A 24378-nucleotide genomic window follows, 5' to 3' on the forward strand; every position below is an offset into this window, starting at 1 on the left:
CTCACCGCGAGGAAAGGAACCCATCGTGAACCCGAGTCGACGATCTGCCGGCCGCTACCTGCCCGCCGCTCCGGTGAGCCTGCCGGATCGAAGGTGGCCGAGCCGTACGGTCACCACCGCGCCCCGGTGGCTCTCGACCGACCTGCGCGACGGCAACCAGTCGCTGGCCAACCCCATGAGCCCGGCCAGGAAACTGGCCATGTTCCGGTTGCTCGTGGAGATGGGCTACAAGGAGATCGAGGTGGGTTTCCCGGTGGCGAGCCAGGACGATCACGACTTCGTCCGGTTGCTGATCGAGGACGACCTGATTCCGGACGACGTCTGCATCACGGTGCTGACGCAGGCCCGCGACGAGCTGATCCGCCGCACCGTGGAGAGCCTGGCCGGCGCTCCCCGCGCACGCATCCACATCTACAACGCCACCTCGCCGCTGTTTCGCCGGGTCGTCTTCGGCATGACCCGGGCCGAGTGCCTGGACCTCGCGGTCCAGGGGACACGGCTGATGATGAAGTACGCGGAACGCACCCTCGCCGGCACCGACCTGCGCTACCAGTACTCGCCCGAGCTGTTCAACGACACCGAGCTGGAGTTCTCACTCGAGGTCTGCGAAGCGGTCATGGACGTGTGGCAGCCGGAGCCGGACCGGCCGATCATCCTGAACTTCCCGACCACTGTCGAGCGGACCATGCCGAACATCTTCGCCGACCAGATCGAGTGGCTGGACCGCAACCTGTCCCGCCGCGAGCACGTGTGCCTCTCGGTGCACCCGCACAACGACCGCGGCACCGGGGTCGCCTCCGCGGAGCTGGCGACCCTCGCCGGCGCGCAGCGGATCGAGGGCTGCCTGTTCGGCAACGGCGAGCGGGCCGGCAATGTCTGCCTGGTCACGCTCGGGCTCAACCTCTACACCCAGGGCGTCGACCCGGGCATCGACTTCTCCGACATCAACCGGATCCGGCGCACCGTCGAGTACTGCAACGAGTTGCCGGTGCACCCGCGCCACCCGTACGGCGGGGACCTGGCCTACACCGCGTTCTCCGGCTCCCACCAGGACGCCATCAAGAAGGGCTTCGACGAGCGAGCCCGGGCCGCGATGGCGATCGGCGCGTCCGTCGACGACCTGCCCTGGGAGGTGCCGTACCTGCCGCTGGACCCGGAGGACGTCGGCCGCACCTACGAGACCGTGGTGCGGATCAACAGCCAGTCCGGCAAGGGCGGCGTCGCCTACGTGCTGGCCAGCCGGCACGGTCTGCGCCTGCCGCGCGACCTTCAGCTGGAATTCGCCGGCGTGGTCCAGGCGCAGGCCGACGCCGCCGGGGTGGAGATCCCACCGGCCCGCATCGGGGAGCTGTTTTTGAAGGAGTACGTCGTGCAGCGCCCACTGTCGGTGCCGTTGCGCTTCCGCGACATGGTCGCCACCGAGCTGCACGTCGGCGGCGGGTTCACCGTCGGCGCCGCCCGGGCCGACGCGGTCGAGCAGATCCGCACCACGATGCTGTCCTGGGGGATCGACGTGCGCGCCGTGCACCGCACCGGGGTCGGTGCCGTGTGCGAGCGCGACGACGTGGTCGTCTACGCCGAGTGTCGTCTCGGCACCCGTACCGTCTGGGGGGTCGGCATCGACGCCGAGCCGGACACCGCGGCCTTCGCCGCCGTCCGCGCCGCGCTCAGCCGCGCCCTCCGTTCCGGCAACGCCCTGGAAACCGTCGGGGATCTCGACGCCCCGGCGATGCACCCCGCGCCGCCCCGGCTGCGCCCGGTCCTGGCCGGCACCGTCGGCCTCAACCTGGCCGGCTGAACACCAATCGAGGCCGTTCACCACACCAGACCTGGGGAGATCCACATGGGACTCGTTGAAAGAGACAAGGCGGTGGCCGGCCTCGAGGGTCTGCTCACCGAGGCGGTCGCGGGCCGCGGCCGGGTGGCGATGATCACCGGCACCGTCGGCACCGGCAAGAGCGAACTTCTGCACACCCTGGCCGACCGGGCGGTCGACTTCGGTGCACTCGCGGTCACCGCGAGCGGCGCCCACGCCGAGCGCAACCTGCCCCTGGCGCTGCTCAGCCAGCTCTTCCACGACGCGCCCCTGCAGGACCGTGAGCGTGAGCGGGCGATGAGCCTGCTGCACGAGGGCACGGTAGCGGCCCTGGCCGCCGGCAACCGCGACGACAACGAGCACATCGACGTGCAGATCGTGCACGGGCTCTGCACCATCCTGCTGGAACTGGCCGAGCGCTACCCGCTGGCCCTGCTCGTCGACGACGTGCACCAGGCCGACCGCGCCTCGGTGGTCTGCCTGGCGTACCTGGCCCGCCGCGCCCGGTTCGCGCCGGTCCTGGTCGCCTTCACCCAGACCGAGTTCGGACGCAGCGCGGAACCGTCCTGGCAGGCGGAACTGCTGCGCCCGGGGCACGGCAGCCGGGTCAAGCTGACCCCGCTCACCGGCCTCGGCGTCCAGCAGCTCGCCGCCGAGACGGTCGGAGCGGAGGTCGCCGAACGGCTCGCCGGCCAGTGGTACCAGCTCACCGGCGGTAACCCTCTGCTGGTCAGCGGCCTACTGGAGGACTACCAGACCGCCACCGAGGAGACCGGCGCCGCGCCGGACGAGGTGGTGGTGGGGGAGCGGTACGCCCAGGCCGTCGTGTCCTGCCTGCGCCGCGGCGATCCGCAGCTGCTGGAGGTCGCCCGCGGCGTCGCCGTGCTGGCCGACACCGAAGCGCTCGACCGGCTCCTGCGCACCGACGCCGGCGTGGTCGCGCAGACCATGCGGGCTCTGACCACGGCCGGCATCTTCACCCTCGGTGGGTTCCGGCATCCGGTGGCCGCGGCCGCCGTGCTCGCCGGATTCGACCAGGACGAGCGGGCGGAGCTGCACCGGCGCGCGGCGGTGCTCGCCTACGACGGCGGCGCGTCCGCGCGGGTCGTGGCCGAGCACCTGCTGTGCGCCAAGGAGGCCAGCGAGGCGTGGGGAGTGGCGGCGCTGGAGGACGCAGCCCGGCAGGCCCTGCGCGAGGGTCAGGTGGAGTCGGCTGTCAGCTACCTCAAGCTGGCCTGGCGGGCCTGCACCGACGAGCGGCAGAAAATCAAGATCATGACCACTCTGGTACGCGCGGAGTGGCGGGTCAACCCCAGCTCCTCCAGCAGCTACCTGCCCGAGCTCGCCGGGGCCCTGGACAAGGGCTTCCTCCAGGGCAGCGACGCGGTGATCCTGGCCAAGGCGCTGCTGTGGCACGGGCAGCTCGCCGAGGCGGAGGTGATCCTGGAGCACCTCGCGGCCACCGGAGTGGACCTCGACCCGGCCGCCGCCGGTGAGCTGGCCATGACCCGGCCCTGGCTGCGCTGCTCGTACGCACCGCTGGCCCAGCACTTCCGGCCGGCCCCGGTGACCGTCTCCACGGTCTCGGCGAGCCGTCGCCTGGAAGCCGCCAACGCGCTGTCCACGGTGCTCAGCGCCACCCCGTCGGAGAGCGTGGCCGGGGTCGTCGAGCGCATCCTGCGCAGCTCCCGGCTCGACGAGATGAGCCTGGACACGGTGGAGAGCGCCCTGCTCACCCTCACCTACGGCGGGCACGCCGAGCAGGCCGCGCCGTGGTGTGACCTGTTCATCGAGGAGGCGCACACCCGGCGCGCACCCAGCCGGCAGGCCCGGCTCTCCGCGATCCGGGCCGAGGTGGCTCTGCGCCTCGGTGACCTGCCTGGCGCGGCCCGGCACGCCCGTCTGGCCCTGGAGATCATGCCGCCGAGCAGCTGGGGGGTGGCCGTCGGTGTGCCGCTGGCCAGCCTGGTGACGGCCTGCACCGCGATGGGTCGCTTCGAAGAGGTCGCCGAGTGGTTGGACCAGCCGGTTCCGGAGACGATGTTCCAGACCCGGTACGGGCTGCACTACCTGCACGCGCGTGGTCGCTACAGCATGGCCACCGGCCACCTGCCGCTGGCGCTGCGCGACTTCCAGAAGTGCGGTGAGCTGATGACCACCTGGGAGCTGGACGCTCCGGGTCTGGTGGCGTGGCGCACCGACGCCGCCGAGGCGCTGCTGCGGATGGGACGCCCGGACCAGGCCCGCCGGCTCATCGAGGATCAGCTGGGTCGCTGCGGCAAGGACATGCCGCGCGTACACGGCTCGGCGCTGCGCCTGCTCGCCGCGACCAGCCAGCTGCGGCACCGGCCGATGCTGCTGCGGCAGGCGGCCGACCTGTTGCAGTCCGGCGCCGACCGGTACGAGCACTCCCGGGTGCTCGTCGACCTGACCGAGGCGTACCACGCTCTGGGTGAGTCGCGGCGGGCGGGAATGATCGGCCGGCGGGCCCGGGCCCTGGCGGAGGAGTGCGACGCACAGCCACTGCTCCGTCGGCTCTCGCGGGACATCGGCTGGGACGACAAGGAGACCGCCGCGGCACAGCCGAGCGTCACCGGCAGCGCCGCGATGCTCAGCGACGCCGAACGCCGGGTCGCGGCCCTGGCCGCGATCGGCTACACCAACCGGGAGATCTCCGACAAGCTCTACATCACGGTGAGCACCGTGGAGCAGCACCTGACGCGCATCTACCGCAAGCTCGGCGTGGTGGGGCGTACCGACCTGCCGGCCCACCTCGAACTCGACCTGTCCGCGACCGTCTGACCCCGCACACCAGGCCCCGCACCGCGTCGACGCGTGGCGGGGCCGCGGTGTGCGCGGGCCTGTCTCAGCGGGGGTGCGCACGGCCAACGGGCTGGCGCGAACCGGGCGGGGCTGGCTTGGGGAAGCGACCATGCGACGGGGGTGCGCCCGCTTCGGTCAGGACGGCTCGCCGGCGGGAAGAATGACACGCAGCGGGTCACCGTGCCGGCCGTACAGGTCCTGCTCGCGGGGGTAGCCGAGCGAGACCTCCTCGAAGCGGACCCCGTCCTCCAGGGTGGTCCTCGGGATGTGCAGGTGGCCGTAGACCACCACGGCCGCCCGGTGCTCCAGGTGCCACCTCGCGGTGCCGGTGGTGCCGCACCACTGGGCGAACTGCGGATAGCGCAGCACCCAGGTCGGCTCCCGGGTCAGCGGGAAGTGGTTGACCAGCACGGTCGGCAGCGCCGGATCGCACGCGGCGAGGCGCCGCTCGGACTCCCGCAGCCGGGCCCGACACCAGTCGTCGGCGCCCTGGTAGGGGTCCGCGTGCAGCAGGAACTCGTCGGTGCAGACGATCCCGGCCGACTCGGCCCAGTGGCGCGCCTGCTCCTTCGTGGTGCCCGGCGGGCGGAACGTGTAGTCGTAGAGCACGAACAGCGGCACCACGACGACCGGGCCGCCGGCCCCGCGCCACACCGGGAAGTCGTCCTCCGGCGTGACGACGCCCAGGTCACGACACATCCGGACGAGTTCGCGGTAGCGCTCTTCGCCGCGCAACTGGACCGGGTCGTCGGCGGGCGTCCACAGCTCGTGGTTGCCCGGCACCCAGATCACCGTGGCGAAGCGCTCGGCGAGCACTGTCAGCGCCCACCGGACGTCGGCCATCTTTTCGCCGACGTCGCCGGCGACGATCAACCAGTCGTCGGCGTGCCCCGGGCGCAGCCCGAGCACCGTCTCCCGGTTGCGGGCATAGCCGACGTGCAGATCGCTGATCGCCAACAACCTGCCGTGCGGGACCGTACCGGGAACACTCACGACGACGATCGTAGGCGCGGACCGGTGCCGACCGGAACGGTCGCGGACCGGATCACGGGCCATCTGAGCTGGCCTACGGGAGCTAGGGGGCCCGCTAAGGGTTGTCCGCGCCCAGGCCTCTCCCGATGCTGGTTGCGATAGGCGAATGCCGGTACCAGCGCCGTTTTCGAGGATTTCCGCCGACGGTGGGATCCCTGTCGAGAGGAGACCACCGATGATCAAGGCGCGCGGTCTGACCAAGACGTTCCAGATCAACAAGTTCACCGTCGAAGCCGTACGCGGCATCGACCTCGACGTCTCCTCCGGCGAGATGGTCGGCTTCCTCGGCCCCAACGGAGCCGGCAAGTCCACCACGCTGCGGATGCTGACCACGTTGCTGCGGCCCACCTCCGGTGAGGCCAACATCGGCGGCTGCGACCTGCTCAGCGACCCCGCCGGTGTCCGTAAGCTGATTGGCTACGTCGGCCAGAACTCCTCGGCCGGCGTCGAGTACAAGGTCCGCGAGGAGCTGGTCACCCACGCCCGACTCCAGGGCCTGTCCGCGTCGGTCGCCCGCGCCCGGGTCGCGGAGATGCTGGACCAGTACGACCTGACCGGCCTTGAGGACCGCATGATCGGTGCCCTGTCCGGCGGCCAGAAGCGACGCATCGACATCGTGATGGGCGTGCTGCACCGGCCGCCGGTGGTCTTCTTCGACGAGCCGTCCACCGGACTGGACCCGCAGAGCCGCAGCAACCTGTGGGACCACATCCGCAACCTGCGCCGCGACTACGAGACGACGGTCTTCCTCACCACCCACTACCTGGACGAGGCCGACAGCCTCTGCGACCGGATTCTCGTCATCGACGGCGGTCGTATCGTCGCCGAGGGCACCGCCGACGAGCTCAAGGCCCAGGTCAACGGCGATCTGGTGACTCTGGAAACCTCCGCGTCCCCGGAAACCGCCGCCGCCGCCGAGCGACTCGACGGCGCGACGGAGGTGACCGTCGACGGGGCGACCGTCCGGTTCCGCATCGCCCGCGGCGACCGCGTGCTGCCCGGACTGCTGCGCGAACTCGACCGCATCAACGTCGACGTGTTCTCGGTGCGAACCAGCCGGCCGACACTCGACGACGTGTTCCTGACCGTCACCGGGCGCAGCCTTCGCGACAGCGAGACCGCCCCGGCGTTCCCGGGCCTGTGAAGTGAGGATCCCCATGTCGTTCCTGCGAGACACCTGGTTGACGTTCGACCGGGCGGTCCGTCCCGCCCTCCGCAGCCCCGGCACGCTGATCGTCGGTGTCGCGGTGCCCCTGGTCTACCTGGTCCTGTTCGGGCCGTTGCTGAGCGACACCACCGACGAGAGCGGCCTCAGCTCCTGGCAGTGGTTCGTCCCCGGCATGCTCATCCAGCTCGCCCTGTTCATCACCGCCAACGCCGGCTTCTCCCTGATCCCGGACACCCGCTCCGGAGTGCTGGAGCGGATGCAGGTCACCCCGCTCAGCCGGGTGGCCCTGCTCACCGGCCGGGTCCTCAAGGACGTGGTGCTCCTGCTCGTCCAGGCCATCCTGATGATCGGGCTGGCGTTCATCCTCGGCTTCCGGGCCGGCGTACTGCCGATCCTGGCCGGGCTGGTCCTGCTCGCCATCACCGCGGTCGCGGTCGGCTTCACCTCCTACGGCCTGGCGCTCAAACTCAAGCACGAGTTCGCGCTGGCCCCGGTGGTCAGCGGCATCGTCGTGCCGCTGATGCTGCTGTCCGGTGTGCTGCTGCCCATGGACCGCGCCCCGGACTGGCTGTACTACCTGTCCCGGGCCAACCCGCTCAGCTACGTCGTCGAGGCCGAGCGTGAGCTGATCAGCGGCAACTACGACCAGCAGATCGTGCTGATCGGCGCGCTGGTCGCGATCGGCCTGCTGGTCCTCAGCACCACCTGGTCCCTGCGGCTGCTGCGCCGCCAGCTCGCCTGAACCGCGCCACCCCCCAACGCCGCCGGCCTCGGCGCCATGCCCCCCGCAGGGGCCGTGGCACCGAGGCCGGCGGCGCTGGTCAGAAAGCCATCGAGGTACGCATCGACCAGACGAACACGTTGCCCAGCTCCGCGTCACGCTCGAAGTGCTCGTACCCGTCCAGGTGGCAGATCTTCAGCTTCTCGTTCGCCGCCAGTGTCTTGCTGACGACGAGGCTGCGCGGGATGACGCTGGGCCCACCGACGAGGTTGACCTGCACCACGGAGGTGAGCTGCTCGGCGGTCACCACCGTCCGGGAGTGGAAGGCCGCCTTCTCGAAGTCCAGCGGCGGGTTGGTCGCCGGGTTGGCGGCGTCGTGGCTGAAGTAGTGCTGACCCAGGAACCTGCTCAGCTCGGCCGGCGGGCCGAAAGCGTCAGTAGAAGCATCGATCGGCGTCAACAGCGTCGTGGTCATTGTTCTGCCCTCCCGAAGAGTCACCCGGTCCTTCCGGCGGAGCCCGGATCGGCGCTTCCTCGCTGCCGTCCCGTTCTGCTCCGTGCTTTGTGTATTGAGAATGACTCCCGGGGCACCCCCGTAGATATCCCCTACCTACCCCTACCGGCTGACCGGTATCGGGGTGCCGTCGGGGCGCGCGAGGGTCCGTCGCGACCCCGCAGGGGTTGTTGGCCCACCAGGGCTTCCATAGCGTCCTGATTGCGGATCGCCGTATTCCGGCCCAGCTCATTCCGGGTCGCTCTGCCTTGAAGAGGTGGCATCGTATGGCAAGCGAAGAAACGCTCCGGGACTATCTGAAATGGGTGACGACCGACCTGCACAAGGCGCGTCAACGCATTCGGGAGTTGGAGTCGGCCGGCTCCGAGCCGATCGCCCTGATCGGCATGGCGTGCCGCTATCCCGGCGGGGTGCACAGCCCCGAGGACCTCTGGCAGCTGGTCGCCGAGGGACGCGACGGCATCGGCGCATTCCCCACCGACCGCGGCTGGGACCTCGACGGGCTCTACCACCCCGACCCCGACAACCCGGGCACCTGCTACACCCGCGACGGCGGCTTCCTGGCAGACCTGGCCGCCTTCGACGCCGAGTTCTTCGGCGTCAGCCCGCGCGAGGCGATGGCGATGGACCCGCAGCAGCGGCTGCTGCTGGAGACCGCGTGGGAGGCCACCGAACGGGCCGGCATCGACCCGCACCACCTGCGCGGCACCCGAACCGGCATCTTCGCCGGCACCCCGAGCACCCAGGACTACGTCTCGCTGCTCCAGCAGAACCCGCCCGAGGGCAGCGAGGGCTACTTCCTCACCGGCACCGCGCCCAGCGTGATCTCCGGCCGCGTCGCGTACCTGCTCGGCCTGGAGGGACCGGCCGTCACACTGGACACCGCCTGCTCGTCGTCGCTGGTCGCCCTGCACCTCGCCGGTCAGGCGCTGCGCCTGGGCGAGTGCGACCTGGCCCTGGCCGGCGGCGCCACCATCCTCGCCTCGCCGACCGCGTTCATCGGCTTCAGCCGCCAGCGCGGTCTCGCCCCGGACGGACGGTGCAAGTCGTTCGCCGGCGCCGCGGACGGCACCGGATGGTCCGAGGGCGTGGGCCTGCTCATGCTGGAGCGGCTCGGCGACGCCCAACGCAACGGCCACCCGATCCTCGCCGTGCTGCGCGGCTCCGCCGTCAACCAGGACGGCGCGTCCAACGGGCTCACCGCCCCCAACGGCCCCGCCCAGCAGCGCGTCGTGTTGCAGGCTCTCGCCAACGCCGGGCTGACCACAGCCGACGTGGACGCCGTCGAGGCGCACGGCACCGGCACCGTGCTCGGTGACCCGATCGAGGCCCAGGCGCTGATCGCCACGTACGGCCAGGACCGGCCCGAGGATCGTCCGCTGTGGCTCGGCTCCCTCAAGTCCAACCTGGGGCACTCCCAGGGTGCTGCGGGCGTCGGCGGTGTCATCAAGATGGTCGAGGCGCTGCGGCACGAGACGCTGCCCCGGACCCTGCACGTCGACGAGCCGACCCCGCACGTCGACTGGACCGCCGGCAACGTGCGCCTGCTCACCGAGGAACGTCCCTGGCCGACCGGCGAGCGGCCGCGCCGCGCTGGGGTGTCGTCGTTCGGGATGTCCGGCACCAACGCCCACGTCATCCTGGAGGAGGCGCCGGCCGCCGAGCCGGCCTCCGTGGTGGAGCCGGCCGAGCCGGTCGCACCGAGCGCCGGGGAGCTTCCCTGGCTGATCTCCGCCGCCACCGCCGACGCCCTGCGCGACCAGGCGTCGCGGCTGGCCGCCCACCTCGACGGCCCCGGCGCCGGCACCGCAGCGGCGGACGTCGCGCACACGCTGCGTACCGCCCGCTCGGTGCTCGCCCACCGCGCGGTCGTCCTCGGCCCGCGGCACCGGGCCGGCCTTGCCGCCCTCGCCACACCCGGCGGCACCACCGACACCGACGTCGTCACCGGCACCGCCGTCGGTGACGCCGAGGTGGTCTTCGTCTTTCCCGGCCAGGGCTCCCAGTGGAGTGGCATGGCCGCCGACCTGCTCGACACCGCGCCGGTCTTCGCCGACCGGATCGCCGCCTGCGCCGACGCGCTCAGCCCGCACGTCGAGTGGAACCTGCTCGACGTGCTCCGCTCCGACGACCCCGGCCTGCTCGACCGGGTCGACGTGGTGCAGCCGGCGCTCTGGGCCGTGATGGTGTCGCTGGCCGAACTCTGGCGCAGCCACGGCGTCACCCCCTCGGCGGTGATCGGCCATTCCCAGGGTGAGATAGCCGCCGCGGTCGTGGCCGGCGCGCTGTCCCTCCGGGACGGCGCGAAGGTCGTCGCGCTGCGCAGCCGGGCCCTGCTCCAGCTCGCCGGCACCGGCGGCATGGTCTCGGTCAGCGCCCCGCTCGGCACCGTCGAGGACCTGCTGGCCGACGGCGTCACGATCGCCGCCGCCAACGGGCCGTCCGCCGTCGTGGTCGCCGGCCCGGCCGAGGCCGTGGACGCCTTCCTGACCCGGTGCGAGACGGCGGGCGTCCGGGCCCGACGGGTCGCTGTCGACTACGCCTCGCACTGCGACGCCGTGGAACCGGTCGCGGCCGAACTGACCAGCGCGCTGGCCGGCATCACCGCCGGCCCGGCGTCGGTGCCGTTCCTGTCCACCGTCACCGGCGCCCTCGCCGACGGCGGCGCCCTCGACGCCCGCTACTGGTACGCCAACCTGCGCAACCCGGTCCGCCTCGACCAGGCCGTCACCGCAGCGGCCACCGCCGGCAACCGTCTCTTCCTGGAGATCAGCCCGCACCCGGTGCTGACCGCCGGGATCAGCGACACGGTCACCACCCCGGTCCTGCACACGCTGCGCCGTGGCGAGGGCGACCAGCGGCGGATCGTCCGCGCGCTCGCCGAGGCGCACGTCGTCGGCGCCCCCGTCGACTGGTCCACCGTGCTGCCCGAGGCCCGGCGCACCGACCTGCCCACGTACGCCTTCCAACGGCGCCGGTTCTGGCCGGACCCGGCCCCCGAGCTGGTCGCCGCCGACCCGGTCGACGCCGAGTTCTGGGCGGCCGTCGACAACGGGGACCTGACCGGTCTCGGCATGGGCCACCTCAACGACGCCGTCGCGCAACTGGGCGACTGGCGTCGGGGACGCCGCGAGCACCGGGCGCTGGACACCTGGCGCTACCGGGTGACCTGGCGACCGCGCACCGACCTGCCGCAGCCGCGACTCGACGGCGGCTGGCTGCTGCTCGTGCCGGCGGGCACCGACCAGGACCTGGTCTCGACGATCACCGACCGGATGACCCGGGCCGGCGCGACTGTCACCGTCACCCCCGAGGCGGAACTCGCCCGGGCGCTCGACGGCGCCGCCCCGGTCGGCATCCTGTCCCTGCTCGCCCTCGACGAGAACCCCACCGACCAGCACCCGGCCCTCACCCGGGGCACCGCCGCCACCACCGCCCTGCTCGCCGCCCTGCGCGAGACCCACCCGCAGACTCCGGTCTGGGCGGCCACCCGTGGCGCGGTCTCGACCGGTCCGGCCGACCCGGTACGCCGGGTCCCGCAATCGTTCGTCTGGGGCCTCGGCCGGGTCGCCGCCCTGGAACAGTCCGCCTCCTGGGGCGGTCTCGTCGACCTGCCGGAAGCCCTCGACGAGCGGGCCGCCGACCGGCTCTGCGCGGTCCTGACCGGCATCACCGCCGGCGACGGCGTCGAGGACCAGGTCGCCGTGCGCTCGTCCGGTGTCCTCGCCCGCAGGCTGACCCGCGCCGCCACCGGCACCGCGCCCACCTGGCAGCCGACCGGCACCGTCCTCATCACCGGTGGCACCGGCGGCATCGGCACCGAACTCGCCCGGTGGCTCGCCCACAACGGCGCCGACCACCTCATCCTCACCAGCCGGCGGGGTCCGGCCGCGCCCGGGGCCGCCGAGCTGACCGAGGAACTCACCGCGACCGGTGTGCGGGTCACCGTCGCCGCGTGCGACGTCGCCGACCTCGACGCGATCACCGCGCTGGTCCGCGACAGCGCCGAGGCCGGCGACCCGATCCGTGCCGTCATCCACACCGCCGGTGTCGCCCAGCACACGCCGATCGCCGACGTCACCCTCGCCGAGTTTGCCCACGTGCTCGACGCCAAGGTCACCGGCGCCGCGAACCTCGACCGGCTCTTCGGTGAGCCCGACGACCTGGACGCGTTCGTGCTGTTCTCCTCGGTCGCCGGCACCTGGGGCAGCGGCGGGCAGATCGCGTACGCCGCCGGCAACGCCTACCTGGACGCGCTCGCCGAGGCCCGCCGGGCCCGCGGCTGCGCCGCTACCGCCGTCTCCTGGGGTGCCTGGGGCGGCGGCGGTATGGCCACCAAACAGGAGACCGCCGACCACCTGCTGCGCCGCGGCCTGCCGCCGATGCCGCCCGAGCAGACCACTGTCGCGCTGGCGCAGGCAGTCGGGCTCGGCGAGGCCACCGTCACTGTCGCCGACGTGCGCTGGGACCGGTTCGCCCCGTCCTTCACCGTCGGACGGCCCAGCGCCCTGCTCGCCGACCTGGACGACGCCCGCACCGCGCTGTCCGCCGCGGCTCCCGACGACGACAGCCAGGCCGCCGGGCTGCGCGAGCGACTTACCGGGATGACACCCGGAGAACGCGACACGTTCCTGGTCGACCTGGTGCGCGGCGAGGCCGCCGCGGTGCTCGGGCACGCCGACGCCTCCGCCGTCACCCCGGACCGGGCACTGCGTGACCTCGGCTTCGACTCCCTGTCGGCTGTCGAGTTCCGGAACCGGCTCTGCACCGCGACCGGCCTGCGGCTGCCCACCACGCTCGCCTTCGACCACCCCAACGTCCAGGCCATCGCCAGGCTGCTGCGCGACGAGGTGGCCGGCACCGTTCCGGCCCCGTCGGCGAACCCCACCACGGCTCCCGCCACGACCGACGAGCCGGTCGCCATCGTGGCGATGAGCTGCCGCCTGCCCGGCGGCGTCCGCAACCCGGACGACCTGTGGCAACTGGTGCTCGACGGCCGCGACGCGATCGGGGACTTCCCGGCCGACCGCGGCTGGGACGTGGAAGCCCTCTACCACCCCGACCCGGACCACCCCGGCACCAGCTACACCCGCTCCGGCGGATTCCTGCACGAGGCCGCCGAGTTCGACGCCGACTTCTTCGGCATCTCCCCCCGCGAGGCGCTCGCCACCGACCCCCAGCAGCGGCTCCTCCTGGAGACGGCCTGGGAGGGCTTCGAACGGGCCGGAATCGACCCGCACTCGTTGCGCGGCAGCCGGACCGGCGTGTTCGTCGGCGCGTCGAGCCAGGGCTACGGCGCGGGCGTCCGCAACGCCCCCGAGGGCACCGAGGGCTACCTGCTCACCGGCACCGCCACCGCTGTCATCTCCGGCCGCATCTCGTACGCGCTCGGCCTCGAAGGGCCGGCGCTCACCGTCGACACCGCCTGCTCGTCGTCGCTGGTCGCCCTGCACCTGGCCGCCCAGTCGCTGCGGCGCGGCGAATGTGACCTGGCCCTGGCCGGCGGCGTCGCGGTGATCGGCAACCCGATGGTCTTCGTCGAGTTCAGCCGGCAACGCGGCCTGGCCGCCGACGGCCGGTGCAAGGCCTTCGGCGCGGACGCGGACGGTACCGGCTGGGCCGAGGGCGTCAGCGTCCTGGTCGTCGAACGGCTCCGCGACGCCGAGGCCAACGGCCACCAGGTCCTCGCCGTCATCCGGGGCAGCGCGGTCAACCAGGACGGCGCCTCCAACGGCCTCTCCGCCCCGAGCGGCCCCGCCCAGCAACGGGTCATCCACGCCGCGCTCGCCGATGCCGGACTCACGGCTGCCGACGTCGACGTGGTCGAGGCGCACGGCACCGGCACCGTCCTCGGCGACCCGATCGAGGCGCAGGCCGTCATCAACGCCTACGGTTCCGGCCGCGACGAGGCCGACCCGCTGTGGCTGGGCTCGCTGAAGTCCAACATCGGCCACACCCAGGCCGCCTCCGGCGTCAGCGGAGTCATCAAGACCGTCCTCGCGCTGCGGGCCGGGGTGCTGCCCCGCACCCTGCACGCCGACGAGCCGTCACCGCACGTCGACTGGTCCGCCGGCACCGTCCAGCTGCTCACCGAGCGCCGCGACTGGCCGGACACTGGTCGTCCCCGGCGCGGCGCCGTCTCGTCGTTCGGCGTGAGCGGCACCAACGCCCACGTCATCCTGGAACACCCGGCGGCCCCGGCACCGGTGGCGCCGACCGGCGGTGGGTCGCTTCCCGCCGTACCGGTCACGCTCTCCGCCGCGACCGCCCCCGCCCTGCGGGCGCAGGCGGCGGCGCTGCTCGACCACCTCACCGACGAGCCCGCCGCGCACCTCACCGACCTCGGCTGGTCACTGGCCACGACCCGCGCGGCCCTCGACCACCGCGCGACCATCGTCGCGACCGACCTCGACGAGGTACGCCTGAGCCTCACCGCCCTGCGCGACGACACCACGGCTCCCGCGCTCAGCACCGACGTCACCGTCGACGGGCGCACCGCGGTGCTCTTCACCGGGCAGGGCAGCCAGCGGGCCGGGATGGGCCGGGAGCTGTACGACGCGTACCCGGTCTACGCCGACGCGTTCGACGCGGTCTGCGCCCACCTGGACGCCCACCTCGACCGGTCGGTCCGTGACCTCGTCCTCGACCCGGCACACGCCGACCTGCTGGACCGCACCGAGTACACCCAGCCGGCGCTGTTCGCCGTCGAGGTCGCCCTGTTCCGGCTCTTCGCCCACTGGGGCATCGCCCCCGACTACCTGGCCGGGCACTCGATCGGCGAGCTGAGCGCCGCCCACGTGGCCGGTGTCCTCGACCTGGCCGACGCGGCAGCCCTGGTCGCAGCCCGCGGCCGACTCATGCAGGCGCTGCCCGCCGGCGGTGCGATGGCCGCCCTCCAGGCCGGCGAGGCGGAGGTGCTCGCCGCACTCGACGGGGTGGACGGCCGGATCACCGTCGCCGCCGTCAACGGTCCGACCTCCACTGTGGTCTCCGGGGACGAAGCCTCGGTCGAACAGCTCGTGACGCACTGGCGCGACACCGGGCGGCGGGCCAAGCGGCTCCAGGTCAGCCACGCCTTCCACTCGCCGCACCTGGACCCGATGCTCGGTGAGTTCCGGCGGGCCGCGGCCGCGGTGACCTACCACCCGCCGCAGATCCCCATCGTCTCCACCCTGACCGGCGAACTCGCCACCACTGCCGAGCTCACCTCGCCCGACTACTGGGTGCGGCACGCCCGGGAGACGGTCCGCTTCGCGGACGCGGTCCTCGCACTCCACCAGCGCCAGGTCCGTACGCTGCTCGAACTCGGCCCGGACCCGGTGCTGGCCGCGATGGCCGAGGAAACCCTCGCCGACCAGCCCGGCCGGGCGGCGGTCGCCGTCGCCGCGCTGCGCACCGGACACCCGGAGCCGGTCACCGTCCTGACCGCACTCGCCCGGCTGCAGACCCGCGGCGCCGACCCGGACTGGACGGCGGTCTACGCCGGCTCCGACGCACACCGCATCCCGCTACCCACGTACGCCTTCCAACACCAGCCCTACTGGCTGCGTCCGGACCCGGCCGATCCCGCCGACAGCGGCACCGGGCACCCGCTGCTGCACACCGTCACGACGCTCGCCGACACCGGTGAGGTGCTGTTCACCGGCCGACTGGCCACCGCCCTGCAACCCTGGCTCACCGACCACACCGTGCTGGGCACCGCGATCCTGCCCGGCACCGCCTTCGTCGAGATGGCGGCGCACGCCGCCGACCACGCCGGCTGCGGCCAGGTCGAGGAACTCACCCTGGAAGCGCCGCTGGTCATCCCGGACGACTCCGGAACCCGGCTACAGGTCCGCGTCGGCCCGGCCGACGCCGACGGCCGACGCACCCTCAGCGTGCACTCCCGCCCGGACCGGGACGACAACGGTCCGTGGACCCGGCACGCCGCCGGCACCGCCTCCTCGGTGCCGGTCGGAGAACCCGACGCGGACGAGACCTGGCCGCCCACCGACGCCACCCCGATCGCTGTCGACTTCCTCTACGACTTCCTGCCCCAGCTCGGATACGGATACGGCCCGGCCTTCCAGGGCCTGCGGGCGGCCTGGCAACGCGGCGAGGAGATCTACGCCGAGGTCGCACTGGCCGAGCCGACCGCCACCGAAGCCACCCGCTACGGCGTGCACCCGGCGCTGCTCGACGCCGCCACCCACGCCATGGGCCTCGGCATGGCGGCCGAGGCGCAGCAGGGCCTGAGCCCCACCCAGAGCCGGATGCCGTTCTCCTGGACCGGCATCGGCCTGCACGCCACCGGCGCCGCCGTGGCCCGGGTGCGGATCGTCCCCAACGGCGACGACGGGGTCCGCATCGACCTCGCCGACCAGACCGGGCAGCCGGTCGCCACGATCGGCAAACTGGTGCTGCGGCCGGTCTCGGTCAACCAGCTGCGGCAGCCGACCGACGAGGCCCTGCTGTTCACTGTGGACTGGACACCCGTCGAACCGCAGGCCGCCCCCACCGGCGGCCGGTACGCCGTCATCGGCGCACCCGAGGGGTTCGTGGCCGACGCCGCGGCCGCCGTCGGATCCCTCGTCGACGACTACCCGGACCTGGACGCGCTGGCCGCCTCGGGCGCCGTACCGGACCTGGTCTTCGTCCCGGCGCAGGCCGGCGGGGCCGCACCCGGCCCGGCGGTCGACGCCTGGCTGGCGCTCGCCCAACGCTGGCTCGCCGACCCCGCCTTCGCCGGGGCACGAATGATCCTGCTCAGCCGCGGCGCGGTCGACCCGGACCCCGGTGTCGACGCCCCCGACCTGGCGTACGCCGCCGCCTGGGGCCTGATCCGCTCCGCGCAGTCGGAGGACCCGGACCGAATCGTGCTCGCCGACGTCGACGACTCGCCGCTCTCCGCGGCCAGCCTGCCCGGTGTCCTCGCCGGCGGCGAACCGCAACTGGCGCTCCGCGACGGCTGCGCCTACGCGCCGCGGCTCACCCGGGCCACCGCCGCCCCCACCGGCCTGGGCATCGACCCGGACGGCACGGTCCTGGTCACCGGCGGCACCGGCGCCCTCGGCGGCCTGCTGGCCCGGCACCTGGTCACCACCCACGGGGTACGGCACCTGCTGCTGACCAGCCGACGTGGACCGGACGCGCCCGGTGTCGCCGAACTGACCGGGCAGCTGACCGGGCTCGGCGCGACCGTCACCGTGGCGGCCTGCGACACCGCCGACGCCGAACAGCTCGCCCACACCCTCGACGCCGTCGCGGCCGAGCACCCGCTCACCGCCGTCGTGCACGCCGCCGGCATCGTCGACGACGGTGTCCTCGCCTCCCTGACCCCGCAGCGGGTCGCCGCGGTCCTGGCCGCCAAGGCCGACGCCGCCCGCAACCTGCACCAGCTCACCCGGGACCTGACCGCGTTCGTCCTGTTCTCCTCCTCGGCCGGCAGCTTCGGCGGCCCGGGACAGGGCAACTACGCCGCGGCCAACGCCTACCTGGACGCACTCGCCCGGCACCGCCGCCACCACGGCCTCACCGCGATCTCCCTCGCCTGGGGGCCGTGGGCGGTCGGCGGTGGAATGGCCGGGCAGCTCAGCGACGCCGACATCAGCCGGATGACCAGCTTCGGCATCACCCCCTTCACCGCCGAGACCGGCCTCGCCGCGTTCGACGCGGCGGTGGGCGCCGGCACTCCCGTCGTCCTGCCGATCGGGTTGCAGCCGGCCGTCGCGGCCGGCAACGGCCCGGTGCCGCCGCTGCTGCGCAACCTGGTCCGTCGACCCGCCCGCCGGGTCGCGGAGAACTCCGCCGACGCCGCCGAGCCCGGTGCGGCGCTCAAACGGCGACTCGTCGGCGCGGCACCCGCCGACCGGCCGCAGATTCTGCTCGAGATGGTGCAGACCCAGGTCGCCGCGGTCCTCGGTCACGCCTCCGCCGACGCCATCCAGCCCGACCGCGGGCTGGTCGAGTGCGGCCTCGACTCCCTCGCCGCCGTCGACCTGCGCAACCGGCTCGCCGCCGCCGCAGGTCTGCGACTGCCCGCCACGATCGTCTTCGACCAGCCGACGCCCGCGGCGCTGGCCCGCTATCTGCAGGACGAACTGCTCGACGAACGTGCCGCCTCCGCCCTGTCGGTGCTCGGCGAACTGGACCGCCTCGAAGCGGGCCTGGCCGCCGTCAGCGCCGACGACCCGGACCGGTCCAAGGTCGCCGCCCGCCTGCACAGCCTGCTCGACGCCTGGGCCGGCGCCAACCCTGCACACGACAGCGGCGCCCTGCACGGCGCCACCGCCGAGGAGCTGTTCGACCTCCTCGACGACGAACTCGGCATTGCCTGACCGCATGAAACACCGACGGGGAGTGACGTTCTGATGGCCGACGAAGCCAAGCTCCTGGACTACCTCAAGCGCGCCACCAGCGACCTGCGCGACACCCGTCAGCGGTTGCGCGAGATGGAGGAGCGCGATCGCGAGCCGATCGCGATCATCGGCATGGCCTGCCGCTACCCCGGCGGTGTGGAGACGCCCGAGGACCTGTGGCGCCTGGTCGCCGACGAGCGGGACGGCATCACCGAGTTCCCCGTCGACCGCGGCTGGGACCTGGAGTCGCTCTACCACCCGGACCCCGACCACCCCGGGACGTCGTACACGCACGAGGGTGGCTTCCTGCACGAGGCGGGCCAGTTCGACCCGGCCTTCTTCGGCATCTCACCGCGCGAGGCCATCGCCATGGACCCGCAGCAGCGCCTGCTGCTGGAGACGTCCTGGGAGACCTTCGAGCGGGCCGGCATCGACCCGACCGGGTTGCGCGGCAGCCGTACCGGGGTGTTCGCCGGGGTCATGTACCACGACTACGCGGTCAACCTGAGCAGCATCCCGGACGACGTCGCCGGCTACCTCGGCACCGGCAACTCCGGCAGTGTCGCCTCCGGGCGGGTCGCGTACACCCTGGGGCTGGAGGGGCCGGCGGTCACCGTCGACACCGCCTGCTCGTCGTCGCTGGTCGCCCTGCATCTGGCGGTCCAGTCTCTGCGTCAGGGGGAATGCTCCCTCGCCCTGGCCGGCGGCGTCGCCGTGATGGCCACCCCGGTCGTGTTCGTCGACTTCAGCAAGCAGCGCGGCCTCTCCACCAACGGCCGGTGCAAGTCGTTCGCCGCCGCCGCCGACGGCACCGGCTGGGCCGAGGGCGCCGGCATGCTCCTCCTGGAACGGCTCTCCGACGCGGTCCGCAACGGCCACCGCGTCCTCGGCGTCGTCCGGGGCACCGCAGTCAACCAGGACGGCGCCAGCAGCGCCCTGACCGCCCCGAACGGTCCGGCCCAGCAACGCGTCATCCGCAGCGCCCTGGCCAACGCCCGCGTCCCCGCCGAGCACGTCGACCTCGTCGAGGCACACGGCACCGGCACCACCCTGGGCGACCCGATCGAGGCGCAGGCCCTGATCGCCACCTACGGCCAGGACCGCTCCGCCGACGAGCCGCTGTGGCTGGGGTCGATCAAGTCGAACATCGGGCACACCCAGGCCGCCGCCGGTGTCGCCGGCATCATCAAGATGCTGATGGCGATGCGGCACCAGACCATGCCGCGAACGCTGCACGTGGACGAGCCGACGCCACAGGTGGACTGGTCGGCGGGCGCTGTCGAACTGCTCACCACGGCCCGGCCGTGGCCCGGCACCGAGGACCGGCCGCGCCGGGCGGGCGTGTCGTCCTTCGGGGTCTCCGGCACCAACGCGCACGTCATCATCGAGGAACCGCCGGCCGCCGACGTCCCGCAGCGGGACGCGGCCGTCCTGCCGGCACGGGTGCCGTGGGTGTTGTCGGCCCGGTCGCCGGAGGGTGTGCGGGGTCAGGCGTCGCGGTTGGCGTCGGTGGCGGGTGTGGATCCGGTGGATGTCGGGTTCTCGTTGGTGTCGTCGCGGTCGTTGCACGCGCATCGGGCGGTGGTGTTCGGGTCGGAGGAGTTGGCGGCGGTTGCCGCTGGTGAGTTGGGTCCGGTCGTCGGGTCGGTGGTGCGTGGGAAGACGGCGTTCGTGTTCTCCGGTCAGGGGTCGCAGCGGCCGGGCATGGGCTTGGAGTTGGCGGCGTCGTTCCCGGCGTTCGCCGAGGCGTTCGACGCGGCCTGCGCGGAGTTGGATCGTCATCTCGACCGGCCGATCCGCGACGTGATCGCCGACGACGCGGAGGCCCTGGACCAGACGGTCTACACCCAGGCGGCGCTGTTCGCGGTCGAGGTCGCCCTGTTCCGCCTCGTCGAGTCGCTCGGTGTCACCCCGGACTTCCTGGTGGGGCATTCGATCGGTGAGATCGCGGCCGCGCACGTTTCCGGGGTGCTGTCCCTCGCCGACGCGGCGAAGCTGGTTGCCGCCCGGGGTCGGCTGATGCAGGCCCTTCCGACCGGTGGGGTGATGGTCGCGGTTCGGGCCACCGAGGCGGAGGTGCTGCCGCTGCTGACCGACGGCGTGTCCGTCGCGGCCATCAACGGCCCGCGCTCGGTGGTGCTGTCCGGGGCCGCCGACGAGGTCGCCGCGGTGGCGGCGAACTTCAAGAAGTCCAAGCGGCTGCGGGTCAGCCACGCGTTCCACTCGGTGCTGATGGAGCCCATGCTCGCCGAATTCGCACAGATCGCCGAAACGTTGACCTACGCGCAGCCCCGGATCCCGGTCGTGTCCAACGTGACCGGGCAGCTCGCGGAGACGCAGGACGCCGGCTACTGGGTGCGGCACGTACGGGAAGCAGTCCGGTTCGCCGACGGCATCGCCACCCTGGAGTCCGCAGGCGTCAGCACGTTCGTGGAGATCGGCCCGGACGGGGTCCTGTCGGCCATGGGCGCGGACTGCGTTTCCGACGCGGTGTTCGTACCCGTGCAACGCTCTGACCGCGACCAGCCGACCGCCTTGCTGACCGCCCTGGCTCAGGTCTTCGTGCGCGGCGTCGCGGTGGACTGGACGCCGTGCCTGACCGGCGGGCGCATGGTCGACCTGCCCACCTACGCCTTCCAGCGGCAGCAGTACTGGCTCACCTCGCCTCCCGCCGAGCGGACGGAAACGGCCGGTGATCCGGCCGACGGGCACTTCTGGTCGGCGATCGAGCGCCAGGACACCGCCTTCCTCGCGGAAACCCTGGGCCTCGGCTCGGACGAGGACCGCGAAACCCTGGAAGCGCTGCTGCCGGCGTTCTCCGCGTGGCGGCGGCGACGGCACACCCACGCGGTGCTCGACACGCTGCGCTACCGGATCGGCTGGGAGCCGCTGACCGGCTCGCCCCGCACGCCGACCACCGGTCGCTGGCTCGTGCTGACCAGCGTCGACGTCGACGTCAACGCGACGCTGCTGACCGTCCTCGGCGACACCACGGTGCTCACCGTGACACCGGAGCGCGGCGCTCTCGCCGAGCGACTGCGCGCCGCCGGGCCCACCGACGGCATCCTGTCCCTCCTCGCCCTGGACCCCGCGCTCGACCCGGCGGCGACCCTCCTGACCACCGCGCAGGCCTGCGCCGACGCGGGCCTGGAAGCACCACTCTGGGCCGCCACCCGGGGCGCCGTCTCCACCGGCCGCGCCGACCACCTCGACGCGCCCCGCCAGGCCCTGGCCTGGGGTCTCGGCCGTGTCCTCGGCCTGGAACGCCCCCACCTCTGGGGCGGCCTCATCGACCTGCCGGAGAAGCTGGACCAGCGCGCCGCCGAACGGGTCGTCGCCGCGCTGCACGGCAGTGGTGAGGACGAGATCGCGGTACGCGGCTCCGGCACCTACGTACGTCGCCTGCTGCGTGACCCGCACACCGCCGCCGCGCCCCGCGACGCGTGGCTGCCGCGCGGCACCGTCCTGATCACCGGCGGAACCGGCGGCCTCGGTGCCCGGGTGGCGAGCTGGGTCGCGGTCCGCGGCGCCGAACACGTGGTCCTGGTCAGCCGACGGGGCATCCACGCCCCCGACGCCGATCTGGTGGCCGCCGAGGTCCGCCGCCACGGCGCCCGGGTGACCGTCACCGCCTGCGACGTCGCCGACCCCGCAGAGGTGAACCGGCTGGTCGAGCGACTGCGGGCGGACGGCGAGCGGATCGGCACCGTGGTGCACGCCGCCGGCGTCGACCACCACACCGACCTTGCCACCGCCACCGACGCCGACCTCGACGCGGTCCTGGCCGCCAAGGTCGCCGGTGCGATCAACCTGGACGCCGCGCTCGGCGACGAACCCAGCACCTTCGTCCTGTTCTCCTCGATCTCCGGCGTCTGGGGCAGTGGCGGACAGGCCGCGTACTCGGCGGGCAACGCCTTCCTCGACGCGTTCGCCCAGTGGCGCCGCGCCCGTGGTGCCGCAGCCACCTCGGTCGCCTGGGGCGTCTGGGCCGGCGGTGGCATGGCCGACGACCCGGACATCACCGAGCAGTTACGCCGGCGTGGCCTGCTCACCCTCGACCCGGAGCTGGCTCTCTCCGGCCTCCAGTCGGTCCTCGACCACGACGAGACCTGCGTGACCATCGCCGACGTCGACTGGGACCGCTTCCTCCCGATGTACGCGTCGGCCCGCGTCCGCCCCCTGGTCAGCGCGCTGCCCGACCACATTCGCCTCCAGGCCGCCACCGCTGAGCCGGCGGCGCCGGCCGCCGGCCGGTACGCCGCGATGAGCGCCGAGGAGCGGTCCCGCGAGCTGCTCGACCTGGTGTTCACCAGCGCCGCTGCCGTCCTCGGGCACACCGGTGCCGGCCTGATCGACGCCGACCAACCGTTCAAGGAACTCGGCTTCGACTCGTTGACCGCGGTGGAGTTGCGTAATCGGTTGGCCGCTGCGACGGGTTTGTCGTTGCCGTCGAGTGTTGTTTTTGATTATCCGTCGGCGGGTGTGTTGGCGGGGTTTTTGGGGTCGTTGTTGGGTGGGGATGAGGGTGTTGTTGCGGAGGTAGTAGCGGGTTCGGTGGTGGATGAGCCGGTGGCGATTGTGGGTATGGCGTGTCGTTTTCCGGGTGGTGTGGGTTCGCCGGATGAGTTGTGGGATTTTGTGGTTTCTGGTGGTGATGGGGTGGTGGAGTTTCCGTCGGATCGGGGTTGGGATCTGTCGGGGTTGGTCGGTGATGGGGAGTCGTTCGGGACGTCGTATGTGTCGTCGGGTGGGTTTTTGGAGGGTGTGGCGGGGTTCGACGCGTCGTTTTTCGGGGTGTCGCCGCGTGAGGCTTTGGCGATGGATCCGCAGCAGCGTTTGTTGTTGGAGGTGTCGTGGGAGGCGTTGGAGTCGGCGGGTGTGGATCCGTTGGGTTTGCGGGGTTCTCCGGTTGGTGTGTTCACGGGGACCAATGGTCAGGATTATTCGACGTTGTTGTTGGCGGTGCCGCGGGAGGCTGATGGTTTCCTGGGGACGGGTAATGCGGCGAGTGTGTTGTCGGGTCGTGTTTCTTATGTTCTTGGGGTGGAGGGTCCGGCGGTCACTGTTGATACGGCGTGTTCGTCGTCGTTGGTGGCGTTGCATTTGGCGGTGCAGGCGTTGCGGTCGGGGGAGTGTGGTTTGGCTCTGGCCGGTGGTGTGACGGTGATGTCGACGCCGGGGACGTTTATTGAGTTTTCGCGGCAGCGGGGGTTGGCCGGTGATGGGCGGTGTAAGGCGTTCGCGGCGGCGGCGGATGGCACGGCGTGGGGTGAGGGTGTTGGTGTTCTGGTGGTGGAGCGTTTGTCGGATGCGGTGCGTCTTGGGCATCCGGTGTTGGCGGTGGTGGCCGGTAGTGCGGTCAATCAGGATGGTGCGTCGAATGGTTTGACGGCGCCGAATGGTCCGTCGCAGCAGCGGGTGATTCGTTCGGCGTTGGGCAGCGCTGGCCTGGGTGTTGCTGATGTTGATGTGGTGGAGGCGCATGGCACGGGCACCAGGTTGGGTGATCCGATCGAGGCGCAGGCGTTGTTGGCCACGTATGGGCAGGACCGTGCTGGTGGTGAGCCGTTGTGGTTGGGGTCGGTGAAGTCGAACATCGGTCACACCCAGGCCGCCGCCGGTGTCGCGGGTGTCATCAAGATGGTCCAGGCCCTGAAGCACAATGTGTTGCCAGCGACGTTGCATGTGGACGAGCCGACTCCGCAGGTCGACTGGTCCACCGGTGAGGTGCGGTTGCTCACCGAGACCCGCCCCTGGCACCCACAGACCAACCGGCCACGCCGCGCGGGTGTGTCCTCATTCGGTTTCTCCGGCACCAACGCCCACCTGATTCTCGAAGAACCCCCGACCGTCGAGGCCGCGACCGACCAGCCGGTCGCCGCACCGCACCCGGTGGTGCCGTGGCTGATCTCCGCTCGTAGTCACGACGCCCTGCGGGCACAGGCAACCCGACTCACCGACCACCTC

General features: G+C 72.4%; 8 protein-coding genes. 6 read left to right on the top strand and 2 right to left on the bottom strand.

All coding sequences use genetic code 11. The features are described from left to right. Window positions 1-25: 25 nt before the first annotated feature. Window positions 26-1798 carry a 2-isopropylmalate synthase gene (locus AC3CF1_RS32575; protein WP_488452018.1) on the top strand — a complete coding sequence of 591 codons (1773 nt, stop codon included), beginning with the start codon at window positions 26-28 and terminating at the stop codon, window positions 1796-1798. 45 nt (window positions 1799-1843) lie between these two features. After that, on the top strand, window positions 1844-4618 hold the full coding sequence (locus AC3CF1_RS32580) for a helix-turn-helix transcriptional regulator (RefSeq protein ID WP_354982791.1): 2775 nt from the start codon (window positions 1844-1846) through the stop codon (window positions 4616-4618). Between the two features lie 156 nt (window positions 4619-4774). On the opposite strand, the gene AC3CF1_RS32585 is transcribed toward AC3CF1_RS32580, so the two are convergent. After that, window positions 4775-5632, bottom strand: a complete 858-nt coding sequence (locus AC3CF1_RS32585; protein WP_231927350.1) for a metallophosphoesterase family protein — start codon at window positions 5630-5632, stop codon at window positions 4775-4777. A gap of 214 nt (window positions 5633-5846) precedes the next feature. Here AC3CF1_RS32585 and AC3CF1_RS32590 point away from each other — a divergent pair, with 214 nt between their 5' ends. Both AC3CF1_RS32590 and AC3CF1_RS32595 read left to right on the top strand, forming a co-directional pair. Continuing rightward, window positions 5847-6815: an ATP-binding cassette domain-containing protein gene (locus tag AC3CF1_RS32590; RefSeq protein ID WP_088947707.1), complete on the top strand. Its 969-nt coding sequence runs from the start codon at window positions 5847-5849 to the stop codon at window positions 6813-6815. A 13-nt stretch (window positions 6816-6828) separates the two neighbouring features. Continuing rightward, window positions 6829-7581 carry an ABC transporter permease gene (locus AC3CF1_RS32595; RefSeq protein WP_099852477.1) on the top strand — a complete coding sequence of 251 codons (753 nt, stop codon included), beginning with the start codon at window positions 6829-6831 and terminating at the stop codon, window positions 7579-7581. 79 nt (window positions 7582-7660) lie between these two features. Here AC3CF1_RS32595 and AC3CF1_RS32600 read toward each other — a convergent pair whose 3' ends face one another. Then, entirely contained in the window at window positions 7661-8035 is a 375-nt protein-coding gene (locus tag AC3CF1_RS32600) for a DUF5988 family protein (protein WP_354982792.1), read from the bottom strand. A gap of 305 nt (window positions 8036-8340) precedes the next feature. Between AC3CF1_RS32600 and AC3CF1_RS32605 the strand changes: the two genes are divergently transcribed. Together AC3CF1_RS32605 and AC3CF1_RS32610 are read left to right on the top strand one after the other, a co-directional pair. Then, the gene (locus tag AC3CF1_RS32605) at window positions 8341-18390 is read left to right on the top strand and encodes a type I polyketide synthase (protein ID WP_488452019.1); all 10050 of its coding nucleotides are present in this window, start codon (window positions 8341-8343) and stop codon (window positions 18388-18390) included. A gap of 33 nt (window positions 18391-18423) precedes the next feature. Next, on the top strand, window positions 18424-24378 hold a 5955-nt coding region (locus AC3CF1_RS32610), incomplete at its 3' end, for a type I polyketide synthase (protein WP_488452020.1).

Source organism: Micromonospora sp. MGP-C2 (genome assembly GCF_057766525.1).